Here is a 19,123-nt window from a genome sequence, read left to right on the forward strand (position 1 = left end):
TTTTATCCTTTTGCTTTGTCTCTCTTATCTATGGACTTTTCGCCATCAGTCGTAAGTGTTTGACTATCCCCATTAATCTGACTTGTATCTTGAGTGTTTGAACTCTGTAATGGAATAAATTTCTGTGGCAATTGCAGAATATCATTTTCTAAATATGCCATAGACAATGTGTCTAATTCACTAAATCCATTTAACGTACCAATCAACAATTTATTTGGCACACCGTAAGTACAAGCCTTGATTACACTATCTCTAAATGCATCTACTGTATATGTAGTAACACCAATGAATTTAATCTTTGATGGATTGGATAATTGAGTTGATACCAATCTATTTACAATAGTTTGAATTTGAGGTAATAGGGAAGAAAGAGCCATATCTTCGTCTGAACGAATAGCTCCATTCCATGCCGTAGTTCCAGCTATTGAGCTACTATTCAATACCTGTGCACCACCAGAAATATTCAAAACAGATTTAGTTGCGTTCTCAACTTTATTCACATCACTAGTTTGATCCCCGTTAAATTGAATATCTTTGATAGGAATAGGTGACAATAATGCAGTCGTATAATTCGGCAATGCATCTTTAATTAAATTAAAATATATTGCTGCCGTTTTAAGATCAACTGCAAAATCATCTACATCATCACTACCACTAATTAATGGAACTGTAGCAACCAACATTTTATAAATCTGTTGTTCATCCACAATAGCAGTAATGTTCTTTAAATCTTCTAAATTGATCAACGAATCAAATAGACCAATAAATGGTGGAATAGGATTCTGCCAATCTGTCATGTCCACTTTTAAACAAACGCAATGTTCTTCAGGCATTGGTTGATACCTATTATTCATTGTGTCTTTTTGATACTCTTTCCACATTGTCTGGAATGGTTCTCCCCAGTATTCTAGATAGTCTGCATTTTTTTGAAAATAAGTCATATCCATCCAGAATGCCAATGAACCATCTCCATAGACTCCTGCAATCTTGCAATAGTCTGGATCAATTGGCAAAATAAAAAAGCCTGTATCATCTAAATAAGCACATCCAAAGAAAACATCTTCTCTGAATGCTGTGATACAAGCAGGCTTAAACGCCAGATTTAAATTCATTTTTTCCAACAAACTCAAAGTATCTGCATATGACTGCAATACTGTTTGTGGATCATTATCTTCTGTTATCTGAAATGGTGGAATAACAGAGCGATATTGCAGGTTAATCATATTTGCATTATATTGAATCAGACGTCTATATACCTGACTTCTATAATACAAATACTTACTCAAATTACGTAAGTTCTTTGAGTTGGAAAAGGGGTTCTCTAAGTAAGTCCTTAGATTTTCCTTTGTAAAAGTAGAAAACGCTTTTGTAGCACTCTTCGTTGGATTCTGTACTTGCAATAAATCCAACGCATCTTGTGCTTTTTTAAATGTTTCAATAGTGTTTTTATTTTTCTCATACCATTCTTGCATTTCTTTAGCACTTCTTTTATTCGTTCTACTTAATGCAGGATTTGGCTTTTGAGCCACTTTACTGGAAGGCTTTGCCTTTCGTTTTGTTACAGTTTTCGCCACAGCCTCCGTTACTGAAAACTTATAAAAAGTTATAAACTTTTATGTTTCATTCCTATTTCATCGAGTATGCTTTTGTGTTAATAAATCAATCACTACTCACAAGTTCTTGTACTCTCCATAGGCGTAAATTCCCGATTAACGCTCGGTACATATCTGCAATAACTTGAAAGTGTTATGCTACAGATTGTGTTTTCAAAACATTTTCTCCATACATTTTTAGATTCAGACTTGCCTGATAATCTCGATCTATGATGTTTCCACATTCACATTTATAAATTCTATCAGACAGTTTCAAATCTTTCTTAATATTTCCACAACAACTGCATAATTTTGAACTCGGAAAGAATCTATCAGCTATAATTACTGGAATGTTATTCCATTCAGACTTATATTCAATTTGTCTCCTAAATTCATAAAATCCTTGTTGTTGTACTGCTTTGGACAAATGTCTATTCTTCATCATTCCACTTACATTCAAATCTTCTATACAGATAAAACTTGGTTCTCGTTTCACTATCTCAGATGTTATTTGATGTAAATAATTATGACGAATATTCGTTAATCGTTTTGTTACTTTTAAAAGTTCTTTTTCCCTCTTTATAATGTTACTTGTTTTACAGTAACTTCCTCCTTTCTTATTTTTTTCATATCTTCTTGATATGGAACGTTGCAACCTACGTTTTCTTTTCTCTATTTTCTTTACTTTTTGAGTTTTATTAATATTCTTATAAATATTTCCGTCAGAAGAAATTGCTAAATCTTTGATGCCTAAATCTATTCCAACTCCATCGTTTAAAGGAAGAAAGGTATTGTCATTTACCTCAATTCCAACTGACACATACCAATATAATCCGTCACAAGTAAAACGTGGATTCATATATTTACAGTCAGTTGGTATTCTTCCTTTTTCACAAAGTCTAATCCAATTCAGTTTTTGTTTATTCTTCTTTTTACTCATTGTAAAGCCTTCGACTTTCACATGAGTATTTGTAAACCGAATCTTAATATTATCTTGATAAAAAGATGGAGTAGAGTGTTTCTTACTCTTAAATTTAGGGTATTTGCATTGTCCTTTGAAGAATCTCTGATAGGCATTACAAGCATCTTTAATGGCTTGTTTTGTAACATTATTACTTACCTCATTCAGCCATTGATATTCTGGTAATTTCTTTAACTGTGTAAATTCTTTTCGTAATTCACTATTCGATAAGAATTTATTTCCTTGTTTATAATTCTCTTGTTCTTTAACTAAAGCCCAATTATAAGCGAATCTTGCACATCCAGCATATTGGAACAACTTAGTAAATTGTTTATTATTTGGATTCAATCTCACTTTTATTGACTTTATCATTCGATGCACTTCCTTCCTCAATTAATTCTTTTACAAATTTTCTAGCTTTATTAGCACGTTTACCTTGTAATTTACAACTAAAAACTGTAATGATTTGAACTAAATCTTCTACAAGTTCTTGTTGTTCTGGTTTTTCCGTATTATCAATTATTTCTATGTCACAGTTATATAAACTTGCAATATATTCAATCATCTCAAATCCGAACCTTAATAATCTATCTTTATAAAGAACTACAACTTTTTCTACTTTATTTTGAGAAATTCGTTTAATTAGTTCTTTTAGTCCTTTTTTCTTATAATTGATCCCAGAACCTATATCAGAAATAATTTCATAAGGTTTACCTTGTGCGTTGAGATACAACTTCACATTCTCTATTTGTCTTTCCAAATCATCTTTTTGTTTGTTACTTGAAACTCTACAATATCCAATAACAATTCTATCTAAGTTAGGTTTTATATTCATAACTTGATTTAACTGTTCGTGAGAATAATATCTGTATCCATTGCTAGAAGTGTGGTGAGGATGAAGTTTTCCATTTGCGTCCCAATTTCTCAGTGTTTGAGCCGACACTCCTAAAATTTTTGAAAATTCATTGATAGAATAATATTTACTCATAATTACAATCTCCTTATAAAGTTTATACATTATTCTATCATTAAAGTTATAAAAGTCAACACATGTTTATAACAATTTATAAGATATACAAAACATGTGCCTCCTCCTTTCTAACGTAATAGTCCATAATCTGCTTTCTTAGAAGTAGAAGCTAAGAATTCAGCTATGTTACTTTCTTGACGCTTTGGTTTTTTCTTTCTAATAATTTGTTGTAAAGTCCAGTAATTATAGGCAAGGGAAGAGTATCTATCCTTACGCATACCAGACTTTTCCATAATTTTAATATTTCCGTTCTTGATTTCATGCTCTAGATTAACTAATTCATTAATTAAAGCAGAAGTTTGAACATATGGAATTTTTAATTGAGTTTGTTGTTTAGTTGGTAATTTATTAAAACTTTTAAACTTAGTGCGAAGGATTTCTTCTCCCTCAATCTCATGTTTTAACAAATTAATCTTATTGTTCTGAAAACCTGTTCTCAGTAAAATACAAATTTCATTATTAAATTGTGCAGTCGCTTTAACAGACCACAAACATTTATTTGCATCAGAAACTTTACATCTTGATGCCATTTCGTCATCATTTACACAAGTAAATGCTTTGTATGTTTCTCCAGTTTGTGGATCATACTGATCTTTAATAATAAAATCAAACAGTCCTAGACCAATTCCATTGGTATCGACAACTAATTGAGTACATTTATATTTATAAAAAGTTCTCATAACAACTAAACCTAATTCATCCGTTGTCAATCCTTCTTCATTTTGCATATATACAATATTACTAATGTAGTTTGTTTCTGAAGTAGGAATTGCACTATTTATAAGTAATGACGAAGCATCATTTGCGTTCTTCTTGGAACTCATTAACGCAACGTCCACTGAAAGTATTCTTTCTTCTCCTGCTACAAGTTTTGGAATTGTAATATCTTTTTGTTGATAAACATCTAAAGGATAGAAACAATTCTTTAAAGTTCTACGGTTATTAAGCTCGTCAAACTTAAAAAAACTTCCGTCTGTATCGCCGTAAAACAAAGCTTCCATTTCCATAGAATAAATCGTTGGATCGAAATCATCTTCTGACATTTCATCCTCTACTTGTTCTCTCTGAAGCAATCCTTCTTTAATTGCAATTTGATAAGGAAGTGAAACTACAAAATAATTTCTACCTAACATCATATTTTTCCAAAAAGCCTTTACTTTTTGAAAACTCCAATGACTTGAATACCAAGCAGATGTTGCATAAAGCTCTTTATTTCGTTCTTGTAAATTTGAATATTCTGGCTTATCTAAATAACCAGGATGTCTAGGATCGCTTAAGAACTTTCTTAAAACAGTATCAATAACATGTTTAGATACCATTCTAAATTCATCTACTACTATGACATTTGCTCGTTTTGAACGTGCATTGTCATTTGCTGTAACAATCTTAATCCATGATCCATTTTTAAATTCGCAACTTGAATCATTTAAACCCACTTTAATATCGCTAATCTCATTCCAAAGATTTGCAGAACCCCACTGGTGCTGTTTAAGAAAATCATCTTTAATTTTTCCAATAACTTCTGAAGCTTGTGATTTTACACCTGCAGATATAATGACTTTTGTACCGGGATATAATATACATCTAATAACGCAAAATAGGCTTATTAGGTAAGTCTTACCCTGACCCCTTGACGCAATGTATATAAAATAATTAGTACACATCATCATATATATCAGTATCTTCTGAAATAGTTTTAATCTAATATGTAAAAAATCTTTAGCAAATCTCTGAGGGTTTGCTCTATAAAATGAACACCATGCAGCTACCCCATCCATTATTTTGTTTGCTTTATCTTGGACAACTTGTTGAGCACTTTTTTGTTTAGCCATTATCTGATACCTCTCCAAATATCTTGTCGAATAACTCTTCTGAATCATCGTCTTCTTGGTATTCAGGGCGAGTAACAGTAAATTTTTTCATAAATGACTCGTATATTTTCTGTAAAGGGTTCTGCAGATTTAACATCTTAGCCATATGACCTTTAAAAAACACATCTATATATTGTCCAATTTTGTCAACATCTTTTAACTCTGGGTCACATTCAGGAATAGGTCTTTCAGTCTCCCATTTCTGAATTAATTGACCAAATGTCTGTCCTTCTGATAAAGTATCTAATGAATTTTGTCTTGGTGTAATATTCCCTGTAGACATCAATTGTTGATAGCTACTGTCTAAATCTTTTGTCGGTTTGCCTTGCAAAGTTGCTTTGCGAATTTCTAGTTTTTTAAAGCATAGCCTAACAAAAATTTCTTCCTGTGCTTTAGTAGAACATTCATAGCGTGTTACCCAATCATCATATTCATCTTGTAAAAACAAATAATCGTCATTGGTAAATCCATTGCCAAATCTTTTAATAGTTTGTTTCTTAACATTTCCTCGCATTCCATTATTTTCATAATCAGAAGGCAATTCACTGTCTTTAAATGTTTGATTAATATATTGAGGCAAACTCAATAAACTAGTCAGCATTTGTTTAAAAGGAGAACTTTTAACTTTTTCTCCTGTTTCGTTATAGATCGTATGAGCACATGATTCATATAGCGAATCAACGTATGGAATATCCATCTCACGACACATATTGATAACCGACTCTTTTGTTTCATTCGGTTTATCATCTTTGTCTTTAATTTGCTCAACTTTACTAATAACGCATTTTTTACAAATAGGGTAATAACCTAATCCGTATTTACTTGATTTGTAAAAATTAGAACGAGCCAACCATTCGCCACAATGTGGACATTTGATCAGCTCGTCATTTAATATCTTCTTATATTGATCAGCTAATGCAGCATACTCTTTTCGTAGAGTAGGAGCAGTAGCCTTCTTGATTTCAGCAGGAGTTTTAGGGGTTTTCATATACGCCATACAACCATCTCCTCTTATTTATTAAGCTTGACAGTTAGAACATTCTCCGCAACATGCGTTTTCGTCTGAACCATCTTCTAACAATTCAAAGAAATTATGCACAAAACTAGTCATGACAGATTTAGCAATTGCCGTTTCTGTGTAAGAGCATCCTTCATCTACCATATCTGCAAAAGTAAGTTCGATAGCGCCATCTAACGCAACAATAAAATCGTCAATGGCTTCATCTGCAATTTCTTCTCGAATTTCATCTAACTTATTCATATTTTCTCCTTAATCCAATTGAATATTGTAAATACATTCAATACCATTTTTATCACACACCAATGTTGTCTGAGATGGTTTCCCATTCAAACGTTTTTCGATGGTATATGAATCACCACAACCTGCTACGCTTCCACTCTGAATTACTTGAACCCCGTTTAATTCGCTCATAGCAGGATAATGCATATGTCCTCTTAAAATAGCAGTAGGGAACACTCCTAACATAAAAGATAGATTAGCAACACCTTGTTTAGACATTGGGTCAAAATCTCCATGACATGCTAGATACGTTCTTCCTAAAACATTAATATCAGCAATACCATTATCTAAATTTCTATGGTTTAGATAATGAAAGTTATCTACATTTGCAAGCATAATATCTACCGCCCAGTTAATTAAATCGCCATATCTCTCATCATGTAATGCATCTTCTTTTTTGTCGAGTCTATCGTGGTTTCCATTAATAGCAAAGTATTTGACACTATTAAATTCATTTGTTAATTCATAACAGAAACTTGCAATTAACTCTGAAGCAATTTTAATTTGCTCAATCACGTTCTCTTTGTTTGTAATTTGCAAAGTCTTATGGATACTTCCACTGATGGTATCCCCTAAATTCACAACGTTAACACTCCCAATATCATGTGTTCTACCAATCTGAATAATCTTATTTAAATATTGGTTTAATCTTTGCTTAGCAATGTCCGTATTATATTTGCCAAAATAAGAATCAAATGTTTGTCCGATATGTAAATCTGATAAACAGATTATTAATTCTTTTTCGCCATGAGAATCTGGAATTTCATGAACTTTAAATTCAACATTACCAATCTGTTTTAGATTATCTTCTAATAAATGTAATGTTTCTTCTAAACGTGCATTAGCATAATTTTGCTTATTCCATGCATTTCGTTCATCACGAAATTTAATCTTTTCACGTTCTAATTCACGTTTCTTATCTTCTAACTTTTGAATATATTCGTTATCTGAATATTCCTCTTTGGCATTTTTTTCTTCATAGTACTGTTTAACAAAAACAGAACCAAAAATTCCTGTACAATTCTTTCTTAATGTGTCTCTATTAATATCTAAACCATGTCGATCAATAATATCCTGCCAGTCATCTTCATTTAATCCAGACATTTTAGCTTCACATTCTGAAAGAATCTTCTCGAATTCTTCTGCATTAATTTCTTTTCCTTTACTTACCATCCGACAACTATTCCTCATCTACAAAATCCTTGGCATTATCAATCATCTGTTTAGAACGACTTGCCGCCGTTAAAGTAAATTCTTTATCGCCAAATACAGCTTTCAAATCTTCCATCAATTTAACAATTTCTGCCTCTGAATCAATTAAATTGCCATTTCCGGCAAAAGATACATTGTCTAATTTATAAGTTAATTTCATTTCCTTTGTAATCATTTTTGTTCCTCCGTTTATAAATAAAAAAAACTGCCCATTTCTAGGCAGTTAAATTCATTTCTATAATATTTTCTAACGCATCGGCAAAATCTATTAAATTTTGAACAGACGTTTCTTTGCCGATAGTAATGCGAATGCTATGTAAAGCATCTTCATCAGATAATCCAATAGCTTTCAATACATGACTTGGTTTTGCACTACTAGAATGACAAGCAGATCCTGAACTAACTTCAAATCCTGCATCATCTAATAGTTGCACAATCTGCATTCCACTAATTGAAATATCTTTAATTCTAATATTAATATTAGATTCGGCTCTCATATCTAAAGAACCATTTAATCTAATATGTTCATTCTTCATTAAACGATTTAATAAGAATGTTCTTTTTGACTTTATGCCAATTAAATCATCATAATTTACGTCATTTAACGCATTAGATAAAGATTTAATAGCAAAATCATTATAAGTTGAACCTCTTAAACCATTTTCTTGTTCTCCATATATAATAGGAGCTAATTTGATACCTTTTTTAACATATAAAGCTCCAACTCCTCTAAGAGAACCTACTTTATGACCAGAAATAGACATCATATCTACATCTAGATATTTGACATCAATCTCTGTCTTTCCAAATGCTTGAACTGCATCCGTATGAACAATGCATCCATTTTTATGAGCGATTTCAACAATGTCTTTAATCGGTTGATATGTTCCAATTTCGTTGTTGACCATCATAACAGATACTAACTTATGTTCATGATTTTCTAAAAGAGCAGGGGATACAAATCCTTTTTCATCTACTCTTAAAGCATGTAATGCATTTGGATTGTTATATATGGAAGCGTGCTCAATATTTGAGCAAATTGCCTCGTAATCTTTATTTGCTTTCAAAAACCCATCAATAGCTAAAGCATTTGCTTCTGAACCACTAGAAGTAAAAATAATCTCTTCTGGTTCGGCATTAATCATATTTGCTATTTTTTCACGAGTCTTTTCAATAACATGTTTATTGTAGTGGCCTGAGCCATACAAAGAGCTTGGATTTGACCAATCAATAGCCAAAATATCCAACTTTCCAAGAAAACTCTGAGAAAGAGGGGAAGTAGAAGCATAGTCTAAATACACTTTATTTTTCATCAGACAACGCCTCTTCAACCATGTTATATCTTTCACTATTTAATCTTTCCATTAAGCATTCATATGGATCAAGTTTAGTACTGAATGCCATGTCTACAATAGCCTGACTAAATCCACTCAACAAATGAATACCTAATTCATTCTCTTGTAATGGAACAGTATTTGTTCGTCCGCAAATATTCCAGAATGTTAAGGTTGGCATTTTATATCCATGTTCAGCATATTCATCTTTAATAACCTCAAAGTCTGCTTTGGAATATCTTGCGTTTGGCTCCCAAAAATATCCTTGAGCCTCATCAAATTCCATGTCACTACAAATAATAATGTTTTGAGGCAAATCTTCTTGTGAATAATGATTATTAACAGCAACTCTTAAAATCAAGTCAAAAACTGCTTTAATATTTGTATTAGACATTAAAGCCTCAGAATTATAATACTTTAATTTCTCATGCAAACTTTTAAAATTTGACATATTCAACAACTGTGGCTTACTACTAAATGTAATAAAACAATCCTTAAATTCACCAGTTAATCTTTCACTCATATAAATAGCTAACGCTTCAGAAACTTCATAAGCAGTTAAATTTGTATTTCCAACTTTAGTTAGCATACTTCCAGATGAGTCAGAAACAACAATAGCAGATGCACCATCTGGCATATAATTAGGAAGATTCTTCCATAGTTGCTCTAAAGATTCATCATAAGACTGAACTTGAATGTGCCATCCTGATGGGTCACAATAACTATGAACAATATCAGAAGCAGATAAGACTTTTGCATTGATTTTAGCTTTATCTTTCTTCAAGGATTCTAAATATTCGACACGTCTAGCTTCATCATTCCTCAAAAATGCATTTCTATAGATTAAATTAGCACGAGAAGGAACTGTTTCATAATTAATTTTTGACCATTCTTTTCCAGACATTTTGACCTCAACAACATCTAAATACTTACGTAGTGAAGTACAAATATTTCTATATTCTTCTTTACTTAAGAACAAAGCTTTACGAATTTTAGCAGCCCAACATCTATTTTCTTGTTTTTTACTAGATAAAGAAGGTAACCATTTGCCTAAAAGACTAATAGGTTTGTTTGATTTCATGTTTTGAATGTCAGCCGAAAGTTGATCACCGACAACAGTAATTAACTCCTGAAATACATACGTATATCTAGTGTCCAATAAACACCACAAATCATCCCATCTACCATAATATGGAACTAATGGAATTAACTTCATAACAAGATTGGGGCTATCTTCACATAAATCCTTTAACATAATTCTAAAAGATTTACGTTCGCCCATACCTTGTTCTCGATCCCTTAAAAAGAACAACCATTTAATTGTCATTTTTGGATCTTCTGCCATTGCTACATTAAATAATGCAAGAATATCACTGTTAGTCATATTTCGCATAGAACTTGTTTTAAAGTTCATATCTAATAAAGCTTTTCCAGACGTCGCATAACCCAACGCACCATTTTCTGTGCATTGAAGTTCAGAATTCAATTCATTTTTAATGTCTTCAATTTTCATCTCTTTTTCTCCTTAAACGCCCAATATACGAGCACCGTTTCAAAATAATACATGGCGTTTGAATTTATAATTTGCTGCAAGTGCTCGCTTATAATTAACAAAGTTTAACGACTCTGAAAATGAAATGCGTCTAAATGACACACAATTAAACTTTCTTGAAATTAACGTTTGATATAGTTTGGTCTTTAATTTGCTGTCTGAGTCGTTTTAGCGATATTCAAAACTCATTTCAAAGATTAACAGTCTTCTGCAAAAAGTTGCTGTATGAGTTTTCTTTTGGTAATCAAGAGTAGGATTCGAACCTACGGTCTTTAGAGTTCTATCTAACGAGTTGCCACTACTCTATCTTGATATGCGCAGACTTATTAACACAAAGATATCCTCCAACCGAATTATTGATATATATGTAAAAGGAGTAATGAAAACATGCTTGGAAATTCACCGTAAAATGAGAAAACAGTTTAATTTATTACAGTTGGAAAACATCTTTGTGCCAATAAGCCATTTGTGGGAAAATATTTTACCCATTTTACTGGATAACCATTAACCAGAACGGTTGTCATGCACATGATAGCTATTCATGCCACAACAATCTTTTCAACAATTCCACACTATACGTATTGTTGAAGGTTTTAATAGTAAGAACGCTTTAAAGTGATAATTTTATAAACCATTGTTTTTTACTGTTATTTGTTCTTGATACTTTTTTAGATTGCTGTATGCGTTCTTTTTGTTTTGATTGGTGCAAATCATTGGCTTTAGTCCAACGATTTACATGTGTAAATACATATTAACCTTCAACCTATTTGTGATAAGTACGTTGGAAAGAAGGGGTTAATCACCTACCTTCTATAAAGACAAATAAATATCAAGTTAATATGTATGCTGAAACAGGTTCAGCTCCTGTGTTGTAACGGAAGAGGTTTTCGAACCTCCTCTCTGAATTTTTTTATGGTCGAGTATAGTTGGATTTTCACCAACATTCATAAACTCTACGATGGTCTGCAAGCCTTGGTTGGAGTGGTCTATGAATGTATTACTCGATATGGAGGGAAGTGCAAGACCTCCCAAAGTTGTTGTTTATTTTTCTGCAATCAAATCTTTAAAAGACTGACTAGGTTTGAACTTAACTACTCTATGAGCAGGACATTCAACCTTTTCTCCAGTAGTAGGATTAACTCTAGTACGTTCTTTTGCAATTTGAGTTACAAATTTACCAAAGTTTGGATAATTGATATCTTCTCCCTTGATTAATAATTCTTTGATTGTTTCTACAGATACTTCAACAATTTCAGTTGTATCCTTAATTGTGAAGTCTAAGTTTTGAGCTAATGCTCTGATTAATTCGTTTTTAGTCATTTTAAATCCTCCGTATCTAGGCAACATACACTGCCTCTCATGTGCTAGATTAAGTCACCCTTAAAAAGTTGCGTACTGTAGGGAGAAAACTCGCCCTGATTTTTATTCGGTATATCAAATAATTCCTTTACTGAAGCACTTTAATAGCGCTTCGGGGTTTATTGTGTATAAAACCTTTAATAATATGGGACGATTGCGCCACATATTAGAATTGCAACTTTCTTTGTTTGACTGCATCTGCGGAGTAATTTTAAACGCACGATCAATCAGCCATGACATTAAACCAACATATTTATTAGAAATATGAATGGATTTTATTCTTTCTATTAATTCTTCAAAGTCTTCCTCTAGAAGAAAAGTGTTATTGTTCTCATCAGTGTCCATAAAATACTGCGATAGCTCTATTGAGTACTTTTGTATTAACGATTCAATCTGTTTAGATTTTCTATGACTTGTATCTAATGGATGCTTAACAAAGAACTCTGACATTGGAATTTCTTCGTAGTTTGGTTTGACTCTTTCGAATTTATAGTCAAATAAATAATTCATTGGACATTGTAAATCTGGATTTGTTTTCTGCTCGATTTTTAATTTCTTTTTCTGTCTTGATTCTTCATTGAACATCACAGATTTTGCAAATTTATTTTTGCGTTGAAGAATAAACCAAAAAGCAGGAAACTTATTTGTATCAATATCCATATCTTGTTTAATACGTGCTATTTCTGCGTTCAGATCGACAGAATACGTTCTCTTGGCATTGTCGATAGCTGCCTGCAAATTCTTATATCCAAGGCTCTTTATCCTCGGCTTCTCATATTACTATGAGTGTGAGACTATATCTTTACCATATCTTAAGACGACTTAGGTATTCGATTTCGTGGGAGAAATTATTGATTGCCTACTCATTCTCCTAGTCGTTGAACCTTCTTGATACTTCTATGGCATTCACAAGAGTGGCTACTGATTGTCGTTTTACAACGAGTTCCAGTAATTAACCGAATGTTTTTTGAACTAGGTTTCCCTAGAACCGACCCAATAATTAAGCCAATACGCTCAATATACACGTATAATTTAGATATTTTGCGTTATCCTCTAAAGAATAACTATAAGACAAACACAACTGAGCAAGATTACTAGATTCTCCAATAGCCATATTTCCTGCGGCTATTTTGTTATCTACTAATGCTTTATCTTCTGTAGTATTTGAATAATGATTCTTTTCTTTTGGAATGTTATTAACAATTGTAGGATAGTTTTGCATACAATATCTTGCATGTTCTACTATCTGTTTTTGATTGGTAACAAATAGTTGGTCTGAGTCCTGATCGCTCCCATTATTTTTATCTTGAAATGACGTACCAATCATATTAACTGCAATAATTTGTTTCCCAAAAGGGAAGTATCTTTTAAATTTGTCATGATAATGGTTGTGTAAATAACCCAAGTTATTACAAGAATTGAATGGCGATCTAAACTCCGCCAAATACTCACCATCATCAAAACGTTCTGTGTAACATTGCATAGCACAATCTTCTTGTTCAAAAGTGTCGTCCTTATTAACGTCCTCACCAACAGAATGTAATAACATTGCATAAGGAGAACCAACTATAACTAAGTTGTCACCATTCTGTATGACTTTTCCGTTTCTAAACTTCATGACATAATTTGAAATAATTGCGCCACGCCTTTCTTTAAAGTAAGTGCTATGTACAAAATCAGGATTTTGATCTACAAGAGCCAACAACACTTCGAAATCATTAGAGAAATTTTGATTATCTCTCAAGTAATCTAAGAATGTGTTATCATTTCTCTTCAATTTTTTTATATATTCAACACTTGTTTGAACTACATCAGGCATGGTATCCATATCCAACGCATTAATCATTTGATATGACATACGTTGAACTTTTCCTAATTTGCTAGGATGTGCAGTTTTTACAATACCGAACATACTGCCATTTTTACGAACCCAGTCAGACCAGTATTCGTAAGTTACGTTAAACTTTGACCATTTTATGGCATTGTCCGTTGTAATCAACTTAATGTCCTTAGCTAAATGCTTGTTTCCAAACATATCCACAACTTCTGCTGTTTCATATTGATCGCCAAAATAATCCTTAAAGAACAACTGAATATTTGACACAAATGCAGCAGCTTTGAAAAAGTGTTGTCTCAACAAGATGTAGCCGTCTGCCCATAAGGGGAATAGGCTAGAATCGATTAAAGCTTGACCGTCAAATAACGTATTCTTCAATTTATAATCAGATATATGTTTTGCAAGACAGTGATTTTGTTCGTCAATTTCAACACTAACAACATCTGTGTTGAAATAAGAATCAACATCTTTAAGAATCAATATGTTCTCTGGTTCAATTTTGACTTTGCCTACAATGGTACTTGTAACCAAAGAAGAATAAGCTCCAATCTCAACAATAGGGGAATTGTGAGTTGGCAATTGAATACCCATTTTCAAGAAATGATCCGCATCATCAAACAGCTCATCTCTGATAAACATACATGATCCCAACTTTGCCTTGCCTGGCGTTCTATACAACATTTTGTAGTGTATAGTTTCGCTATCTCGTATGTCTCCGTTTTTATACCTAGAAACATAGGTGACCGACACGCCATCCCTGTAGAACATAGTACGAAGTTCTTGAGCACTCCTCTTGTCATACTTGTCTTTATTAAGTTTGGCCTTGTCCAATGCTTGCTTAAGTTTTTCTATCTTACTATCATACACAAAAATAGTTGAAGGATTCATACGTTTGATTGTTCGCTCAAGTTTTTTTACCTGCTCTTTATAAGATGACGATCCAAACCCAAATTGCACACAGATAATATCTCTAGTAGATTTATCATTATAGGTTTGCATTCCATTTTCTAAGAGAAAGTCGTAAAACAGAGACTTAGTAAGCATTGCATCTGTTGTTTCCATGTAGTCACGAACACCAAGATTGCATTCATAGAGAATACCTGCCTCTATGTTTTTTATCTTTAATCCGTATTTTCCCACATTACACCAACTTTCTTGGCAAGTATATTACACTACATACTAGCCACAAAATTTATCAGGTCTTGTATGACCTACTTGTATTATACCATAAATACGGAGAAAAACAATATTATACTACATACTAATTACAATTTTTTAACGCTTTTTGCTGCGCCTCGTATACTATATTAATGTCATAACCAACAGCCGTTTCTGAATCATTGATATACATGATTAACTCGTCATATACACTTTCAGAATAATCAATTTTACCTTTACAAATTTGATTATATATTTGTTTCATCTTACGTCTGAAGTTTGTATCATATGTAAACTCATTGCTAGACATGAAATTGATTTGTTTTGCATATTTACCACATAACTCGTTATCAGCAGCTCGACAATATATATTTGTAACTCTCATTCTTTTATATACATTATACATACCGTTAGAATGCATTACATATAAAATACCAAGTTTCTCTAACTCTTGAACATAGCTTGTAAATGTTCTAGATGACATATCAGCCCGATTAGCTAAGAAGCATATTGGTGTTGTACAAAATTTATATCGAAGTATTTGCTCAATTTTTTTTGAATAATCCATATGTGTTATAACAGTTGTGAATACATTATAAAGTTTAAATTTATCTACAGTTGTATCAGATCGAAAAATATTAATCAAATCCTCTGTATACAAAACCACATAACTTTCGCCAGTGTCTTCATATTTTTTGTTAAAATTACATAAAACAATTTCAAATGTGAAAGAACTTAATTCTTTCATTTGAATCAGTTGTAAATCTCGTAATTGATGTAATCCGTTTAAAATTTTTTTCTTTTGTTGCCTGTCAGGGACAACACCATATAAAGTTGCGCCAATTTGATTAACGTGAACAATTAAACTACCTAAATAATCACTTTCATATTGCATGGACGACAAAAAGGCAGCAACAGCAGTCATTTCGCAATGGTCTTTTGATTTTTCAATAATCGACCGCCATAATAAAAAACTTTTTTTCATATTTAATTATCACCTCAAAAACATCATATCAGAAAAAAAATTAAAAGCAAGAAAAATATTATACTACATACAATACGGTGCAAAAAATGAAGAAATTTTTCAATGGTGTCTCTACAATAAAACGCACAAATGCAAAAAATATTGCAGACATTTAAATACATATAAAAAATGTTCTAGCCATTTAGGGAGAAACATTCGCTCCCATTCACTCGCTCATGTTTCTCTTTCGCTCGCAAGCTTGCTCGCATAGGGGGCACGTCCCCCTTTACCCCCTTAACCAAACAAACAGCAAACAAAAAATCAAAACAAAATGTAACCTAAAAAAATAACATCAAATAGAAAATCAAAATTAACCATCAAATGTAAATTAATTGTCTGTTAAAACCAAATTTAAAATCATGTGTCTTCTAATTGTTAACTGTATGTACACAACCCCTTTCGACAACGCCCCAGTCTTGGGGCTGTCGAGAGAAACAACAGCAAAAAATGAAACATCAGAAATTGAATGTAATGTTCATTATGAGCTTCTAGAGAGTGTATGGTGAGCTGTTGTTTGAATCAGAATGTAAATAGAAGGTAAATAAAAAGAAGCACTGTATGTGCTCCCTAGAAGGTTAGAATTCAATCTTATTAATTATTGTCAAAATTAAAAAACCTGTAAGATAAGCAACTATATCTAATGGATCAGAAATTGATCTGCTATTAAATAGAGGTGTTATGTATTCCCAGAAGATTCCTGCTGCTAGGGTTAAACATAACCCCCACCTAGCGTTGTATTTTGTTGTTGAGGACATCATTGCATTTAATGTAATGCCTGCAAGTATGTCATTGAAATAACATTGCATAAACCAATTAGTTGGTTGGATTATTCTATTTAATAGATATAGTGTGATGCTTATAAGAATGCAGCAACAAACGTTATGATTAGAAATACTCCCAAAAAACCGAAAAAACCACCAATCGCTTTTTGTGTAGTAGTCGTTGGGTGCTCTTCTTCATATAGCTTTGCTTTATATACGGAAATGTTAATACCACAGTGTGGACATATATTTGTTTGTTTAGATATTGGTTCTCCACAAGCAGGGCAAGTTGTCATGAGATCTGGATCTCCTTTAGGTTCTTGCTGGGGGTTGCCACTGATATCTGCTCCGCAGTTATTGCAGAAGGATGCGTTGATGTCATTCTCGTGTCCACATTTTGAACATATTTTCATTATATATACCTCTTTCCTTATAAATATAGTATAGCATGTTTGGTTATATTTTTGGCGTATTTTTTGTTAATAGTAGGGAGTGGTGAGAGGTAGTTTTGATAGGTTAAAAAGTTTGATTTTAGTTAATTTGGCGATTGTTAAAATTGCTTTTTTAGTATGTGGTTAAATATGTTTGCGATGACTATAACGATTCGTGGTGTGTGTGTTTAGTAGCCTACTAAAACGCTTTATATAAAGGCATTAACAGTGGTTTTTAGCACCCCCATAGTGTATAAAATGCTTATTTTACCTACTTTTTTAGGTATGATGTATAATATATGTGTAATAAGGATACAGGTTTATACAGGCAGTGACCTGTTATAGGTGTATTTTAACTAAGGCTTTTTATCGCTATGACTTTAAAAGGCTTGTGATAATTCTATCTTTATTAACAAAAACAAAAAATGGTATATCGGCTATGAGCGTATAACAATATAAGTTGATAGGTGATATATCACCTTGATATTCTAACAAAACTATTATAAGAAAAGGACGGTGTTATTTATGTTAGAAACTAAAAAAACTATTAAAAACGAAATGAGTTGTTTACAAAATGTAACTATGGCAAAATGTGAAAGCACGATTGACGAGTTAAAAACTGCTTTCAACGCAAGTCAACTTAAAAAAATCAAGATTGACTTGTCAAGTAGCAAAAAAGCTTTACATCTTGTAACGGCTTGGAACGTAAAAAAAGCGTTTGTTGATAGTGTCAATGATGATATTAAAAACGTGTTATCATATGGTGAAAGTATGGGCTTTTCTACAGTAAGCGAAACTTATATCGAAAATATGCAATATTTAAGCGATATAAAAAAAATCGCAAGCAACAACTTGAAACACGAACTAAAACCACTTACAAGCGTTTTAGGTTCAAAGGGTGCTTATTCTTTTAAAACTTGTATGTTAGATAATAATTACACTCAATTTAAAGCATTGTTTTTGCAAGTGTTTGAACTTGAAATATCCAAAAATGACTTTTCAACCATGCAAGATATGCTCAGTTCTTTAAATACTAGTAATGAGTTTGTCTTAAATAATTTCAACACTTTATTTATGCGTTTAGTCAGTGCCTTACTTGTAAAAAGTAACGGTTTGAGCACCAAAAAAATGAAAGGTTGTTTGAATAAGGCTATGCGTGATATCCCTTATATTAGCGATAAAGAATTCTATAGTGGAATAGGAACCCTAACACGTGAGCGCTTGACACCTTATATTACCCTTAAGGATGATGAAAAGGAAAACGCTAGTATTATTAACGATAAAATCAAAAAGCAAGTTGGTAAAAAAATCGTCAAGTTGTTACCAGACAATATTAAAAACTTTACTCAAGAAAAAAGCTTAAATGAAAATAAATAAAATCAGGCAAAAAAGCCTGATTTTATTTTACATTTTATATTAATAAAAAGGTTGTCTATATGTGGTATATCAATCATATATATACAACTTTTTTAGTGGTATAAAATCTTACACCACTATATTTTTAGACGTTTGAAAACGTCTTTGCTTTTATGAGCCTTATATTTTTTGAGCTTATAAAGGTATTTTTTATAGTCCAAAAATGAACGCTATGAGGGCGTTTTTCTTTTACAAGCAAGACTTGTAAAGGGACTGGGCTTAACGTGCATGAAACACGAAAAAAAATCAACAGAGCTATCACTGTATAAAAAATAGGGCAGAGCC

16 protein-coding genes and 1 tRNA gene are annotated in these 19,123 nt (G+C 32.1%); 1 reads left to right on the plus strand and 16 read right to left on the minus strand.

From position 1 onward, the window contains the following. Nucleotides 1-2 precede the first annotated feature (2 nt). The 16 genes from LJE08_RS00175 to LJE08_RS00250 form a co-directional block, all read right to left on the minus strand. On the minus strand, nt 3-1,574 hold the full coding sequence (locus LJE08_RS00175) for a hypothetical protein (protein WP_227402023.1): 1,572 nt from the start codon (nt 1,572-1,574) through the stop codon (nt 3-5). A 172-nt stretch (nt 1,575-1,746) separates the two neighbouring features. Continuing rightward, nucleotides 1,747-2,925, minus strand: coding sequence for a transposase (locus LJE08_RS00180; RefSeq protein WP_227402024.1), 1,179 nt, complete (start codon nt 2,923-2,925; stop codon nt 1,747-1,749). Continuing rightward, a complete protein-coding gene (locus tag LJE08_RS00185) occupies nt 2,888-3,541 on the minus strand; it encodes an IS607 family transposase (protein WP_227402025.1) in 654 nt (217 codons plus the stop codon). The genes LJE08_RS00180 and LJE08_RS00185 overlap by 38 nt, the downstream gene beginning before the upstream one ends. 110 nt (nt 3,542-3,651) lie before the next feature. Next, entirely contained in the window at nt 3,652-5,415 is a 1,764-nt protein-coding gene (locus LJE08_RS00190; protein ID WP_227402026.1) for a terminase large subunit domain-containing protein, read from the minus strand. Beyond that, complete coding sequence (locus LJE08_RS00195) at nt 5,408-6,451, minus strand: hypothetical protein (RefSeq protein ID WP_227402027.1); 1,044 nt, start codon at nt 6,449-6,451, stop codon at nt 5,408-5,410. The genes LJE08_RS00190 and LJE08_RS00195 overlap by 8 nt, the downstream gene beginning before the upstream one ends. A 21-nt stretch (nt 6,452-6,472) precedes the next feature. Next, on the minus strand, nt 6,473-6,715 hold the full coding sequence (locus LJE08_RS00200; protein ID WP_227402028.1) for a hypothetical protein: 243 nt from the start codon (nt 6,713-6,715) through the stop codon (nt 6,473-6,475). A gap of 9 nt (nt 6,716-6,724) precedes the next feature. After that, nucleotides 6,725-7,927, minus strand: coding sequence for a hypothetical protein (locus tag LJE08_RS00205; RefSeq protein WP_227402029.1), 1,203 nt, complete (start codon nt 7,925-7,927; stop codon nt 6,725-6,727). Nucleotides 7,928-7,934: 7 nt separating this feature from the next. After that, nucleotides 7,935-8,141 (minus strand): hypothetical protein, encoded by a 207-nt coding sequence (locus tag LJE08_RS00210; RefSeq protein ID WP_227402030.1) that lies wholly within the window; start codon nt 8,139-8,141, stop codon nt 7,935-7,937. Between the two features lie 40 nt (nt 8,142-8,181). Further along, on the minus strand, nt 8,182-9,279 hold the full coding sequence (locus LJE08_RS00215) for a cysteine desulfurase family protein (protein ID WP_227402031.1): 1,098 nt from the start codon (nt 9,277-9,279) through the stop codon (nt 8,182-8,184). Continuing rightward, the gene (locus tag LJE08_RS00220) at nt 9,269-10,813 is read right to left on the minus strand and encodes a DUF2828 family protein (protein WP_227402032.1); all 1,545 of its coding nucleotides are present in this window, start codon (nt 10,811-10,813) and stop codon (nt 9,269-9,271) included. The genes LJE08_RS00215 and LJE08_RS00220 overlap by 11 nt, the downstream gene beginning before the upstream one ends. 281 nt (nt 10,814-11,094) lie before the next feature. Continuing rightward, nucleotides 11,095-11,165, minus strand: a tRNA-OTHER gene (locus LJE08_RS00225). Nucleotides 11,166-11,893: 728 nt separating this feature from the next. Then, a complete protein-coding gene (locus tag LJE08_RS00230; protein WP_227402033.1) occupies nt 11,894-12,199 on the minus strand; it encodes an HU family DNA-binding protein in 306 nt (101 codons plus the stop codon). 87 nt (nt 12,200-12,286) lie between these two features. Beyond that, entirely contained in the window at nt 12,287-12,949 is a 663-nt protein-coding gene (locus tag LJE08_RS00235; RefSeq protein WP_227402034.1) for a hypothetical protein, read from the minus strand. Nucleotides 12,950-13,211: 262 nt separating this feature from the next. After that, nucleotides 13,212-15,188, minus strand: coding sequence for a hypothetical protein (locus LJE08_RS00240; RefSeq protein ID WP_227402035.1), 1,977 nt, complete (start codon nt 15,186-15,188; stop codon nt 13,212-13,214). A 121-nt stretch (nt 15,189-15,309) separates the two neighbouring features. Further along, nucleotides 15,310-16,191, minus strand: a complete 882-nt coding sequence (locus tag LJE08_RS00245) for a hypothetical protein (RefSeq protein WP_227402036.1) — start codon at nt 16,189-16,191, stop codon at nt 15,310-15,312. An 895-nt stretch (nt 16,192-17,086) separates the two neighbouring features. Then, the gene (locus tag LJE08_RS00250) at nt 17,087-17,404 is read right to left on the minus strand and encodes a zinc ribbon domain-containing protein (RefSeq protein ID WP_227402037.1); all 318 of its coding nucleotides are present in this window, start codon (nt 17,402-17,404) and stop codon (nt 17,087-17,089) included. A gap of 543 nt (nt 17,405-17,947) precedes the next feature. Between LJE08_RS00250 and LJE08_RS00255 the strand changes: the two genes are divergently transcribed. After that, nucleotides 17,948-18,799 (plus strand): hypothetical protein, encoded by an 852-nt coding sequence (locus LJE08_RS00255; RefSeq protein WP_227402038.1) that lies wholly within the window; start codon nt 17,948-17,950, stop codon nt 18,797-18,799. Nucleotides 18,800-19,123 lie beyond the last annotated feature (324 nt).

It is taken from the genome of Holdemanella sp. DFI.5.55 (genome assembly GCF_020593575.1).
In the GTDB taxonomy this organism is placed as follows: Bacteria; Bacillota_I; Bacilli_A; order Erysipelotrichales; family Erysipelotrichaceae; genus Holdemanella; species Holdemanella hominis.

Excerpts from the sequence above, each read along its gene's own strand:
- LJE08_RS00250 (WP_227402037.1), bottom strand. The coding sequence starts at position 17,404 with ATGAAAATATGTTCAAAATGTGGACACGAGAATGACATCAACGCATCC.
- LJE08_RS00210 (WP_227402030.1), bottom strand. The coding sequence starts at position 8,141 with ATGATTACAAAGGAAATGAAATTAACTTATAAATTAGACAATGTATCT.
- LJE08_RS00245 (WP_227402036.1), bottom strand. The coding sequence starts at position 16,191 with ATGAAAAAAAGTTTTTTATTATGGCGGTCGATTATTGAAAAATCAAAA.
- LJE08_RS00180 (WP_227402024.1), bottom strand. The coding sequence starts at position 2,925 with ATGATAAAGTCAATAAAAGTGAGATTGAATCCAAATAATAAACAATTT.
- LJE08_RS00200 (WP_227402028.1), bottom strand. The coding sequence starts at position 6,715 with ATGAATAAGTTAGATGAAATTCGAGAAGAAATTGCAGATGAAGCCATT.
- LJE08_RS00255 (WP_227402038.1), top strand. The coding sequence starts at position 17,948 with ATGTTAGAAACTAAAAAAACTATTAAAAACGAAATGAGTTGTTTACAA.
- LJE08_RS00205 (WP_227402029.1), bottom strand. The coding sequence starts at position 7,927 with ATGGTAAGTAAAGGAAAAGAAATTAATGCAGAAGAATTCGAGAAGATT.
- LJE08_RS00185 (WP_227402025.1), bottom strand. The coding sequence starts at position 3,541 with ATGAGTAAATATTATTCTATCAATGAATTTTCAAAAATTTTAGGAGTG.
- LJE08_RS00190 (WP_227402026.1), bottom strand. The coding sequence starts at position 5,415 with ATGGCTAAACAAAAAAGTGCTCAACAAGTTGTCCAAGATAAAGCAAAC.
- LJE08_RS00220 (WP_227402032.1), bottom strand. The coding sequence starts at position 10,813 with ATGAAAATTGAAGACATTAAAAATGAATTGAATTCTGAACTTCAATGC.
- LJE08_RS00195 (WP_227402027.1), bottom strand. The coding sequence starts at position 6,451 with ATGGCGTATATGAAAACCCCTAAAACTCCTGCTGAAATCAAGAAGGCT.
- LJE08_RS00215 (WP_227402031.1), bottom strand. The coding sequence starts at position 9,279 with ATGAAAAATAAAGTGTATTTAGACTATGCTTCTACTTCCCCTCTTTCT.
- LJE08_RS00230 (WP_227402033.1), bottom strand. The coding sequence starts at position 12,199 with ATGTTGCCTAGATACGGAGGATTTAAAATGACTAAAAACGAATTAATC.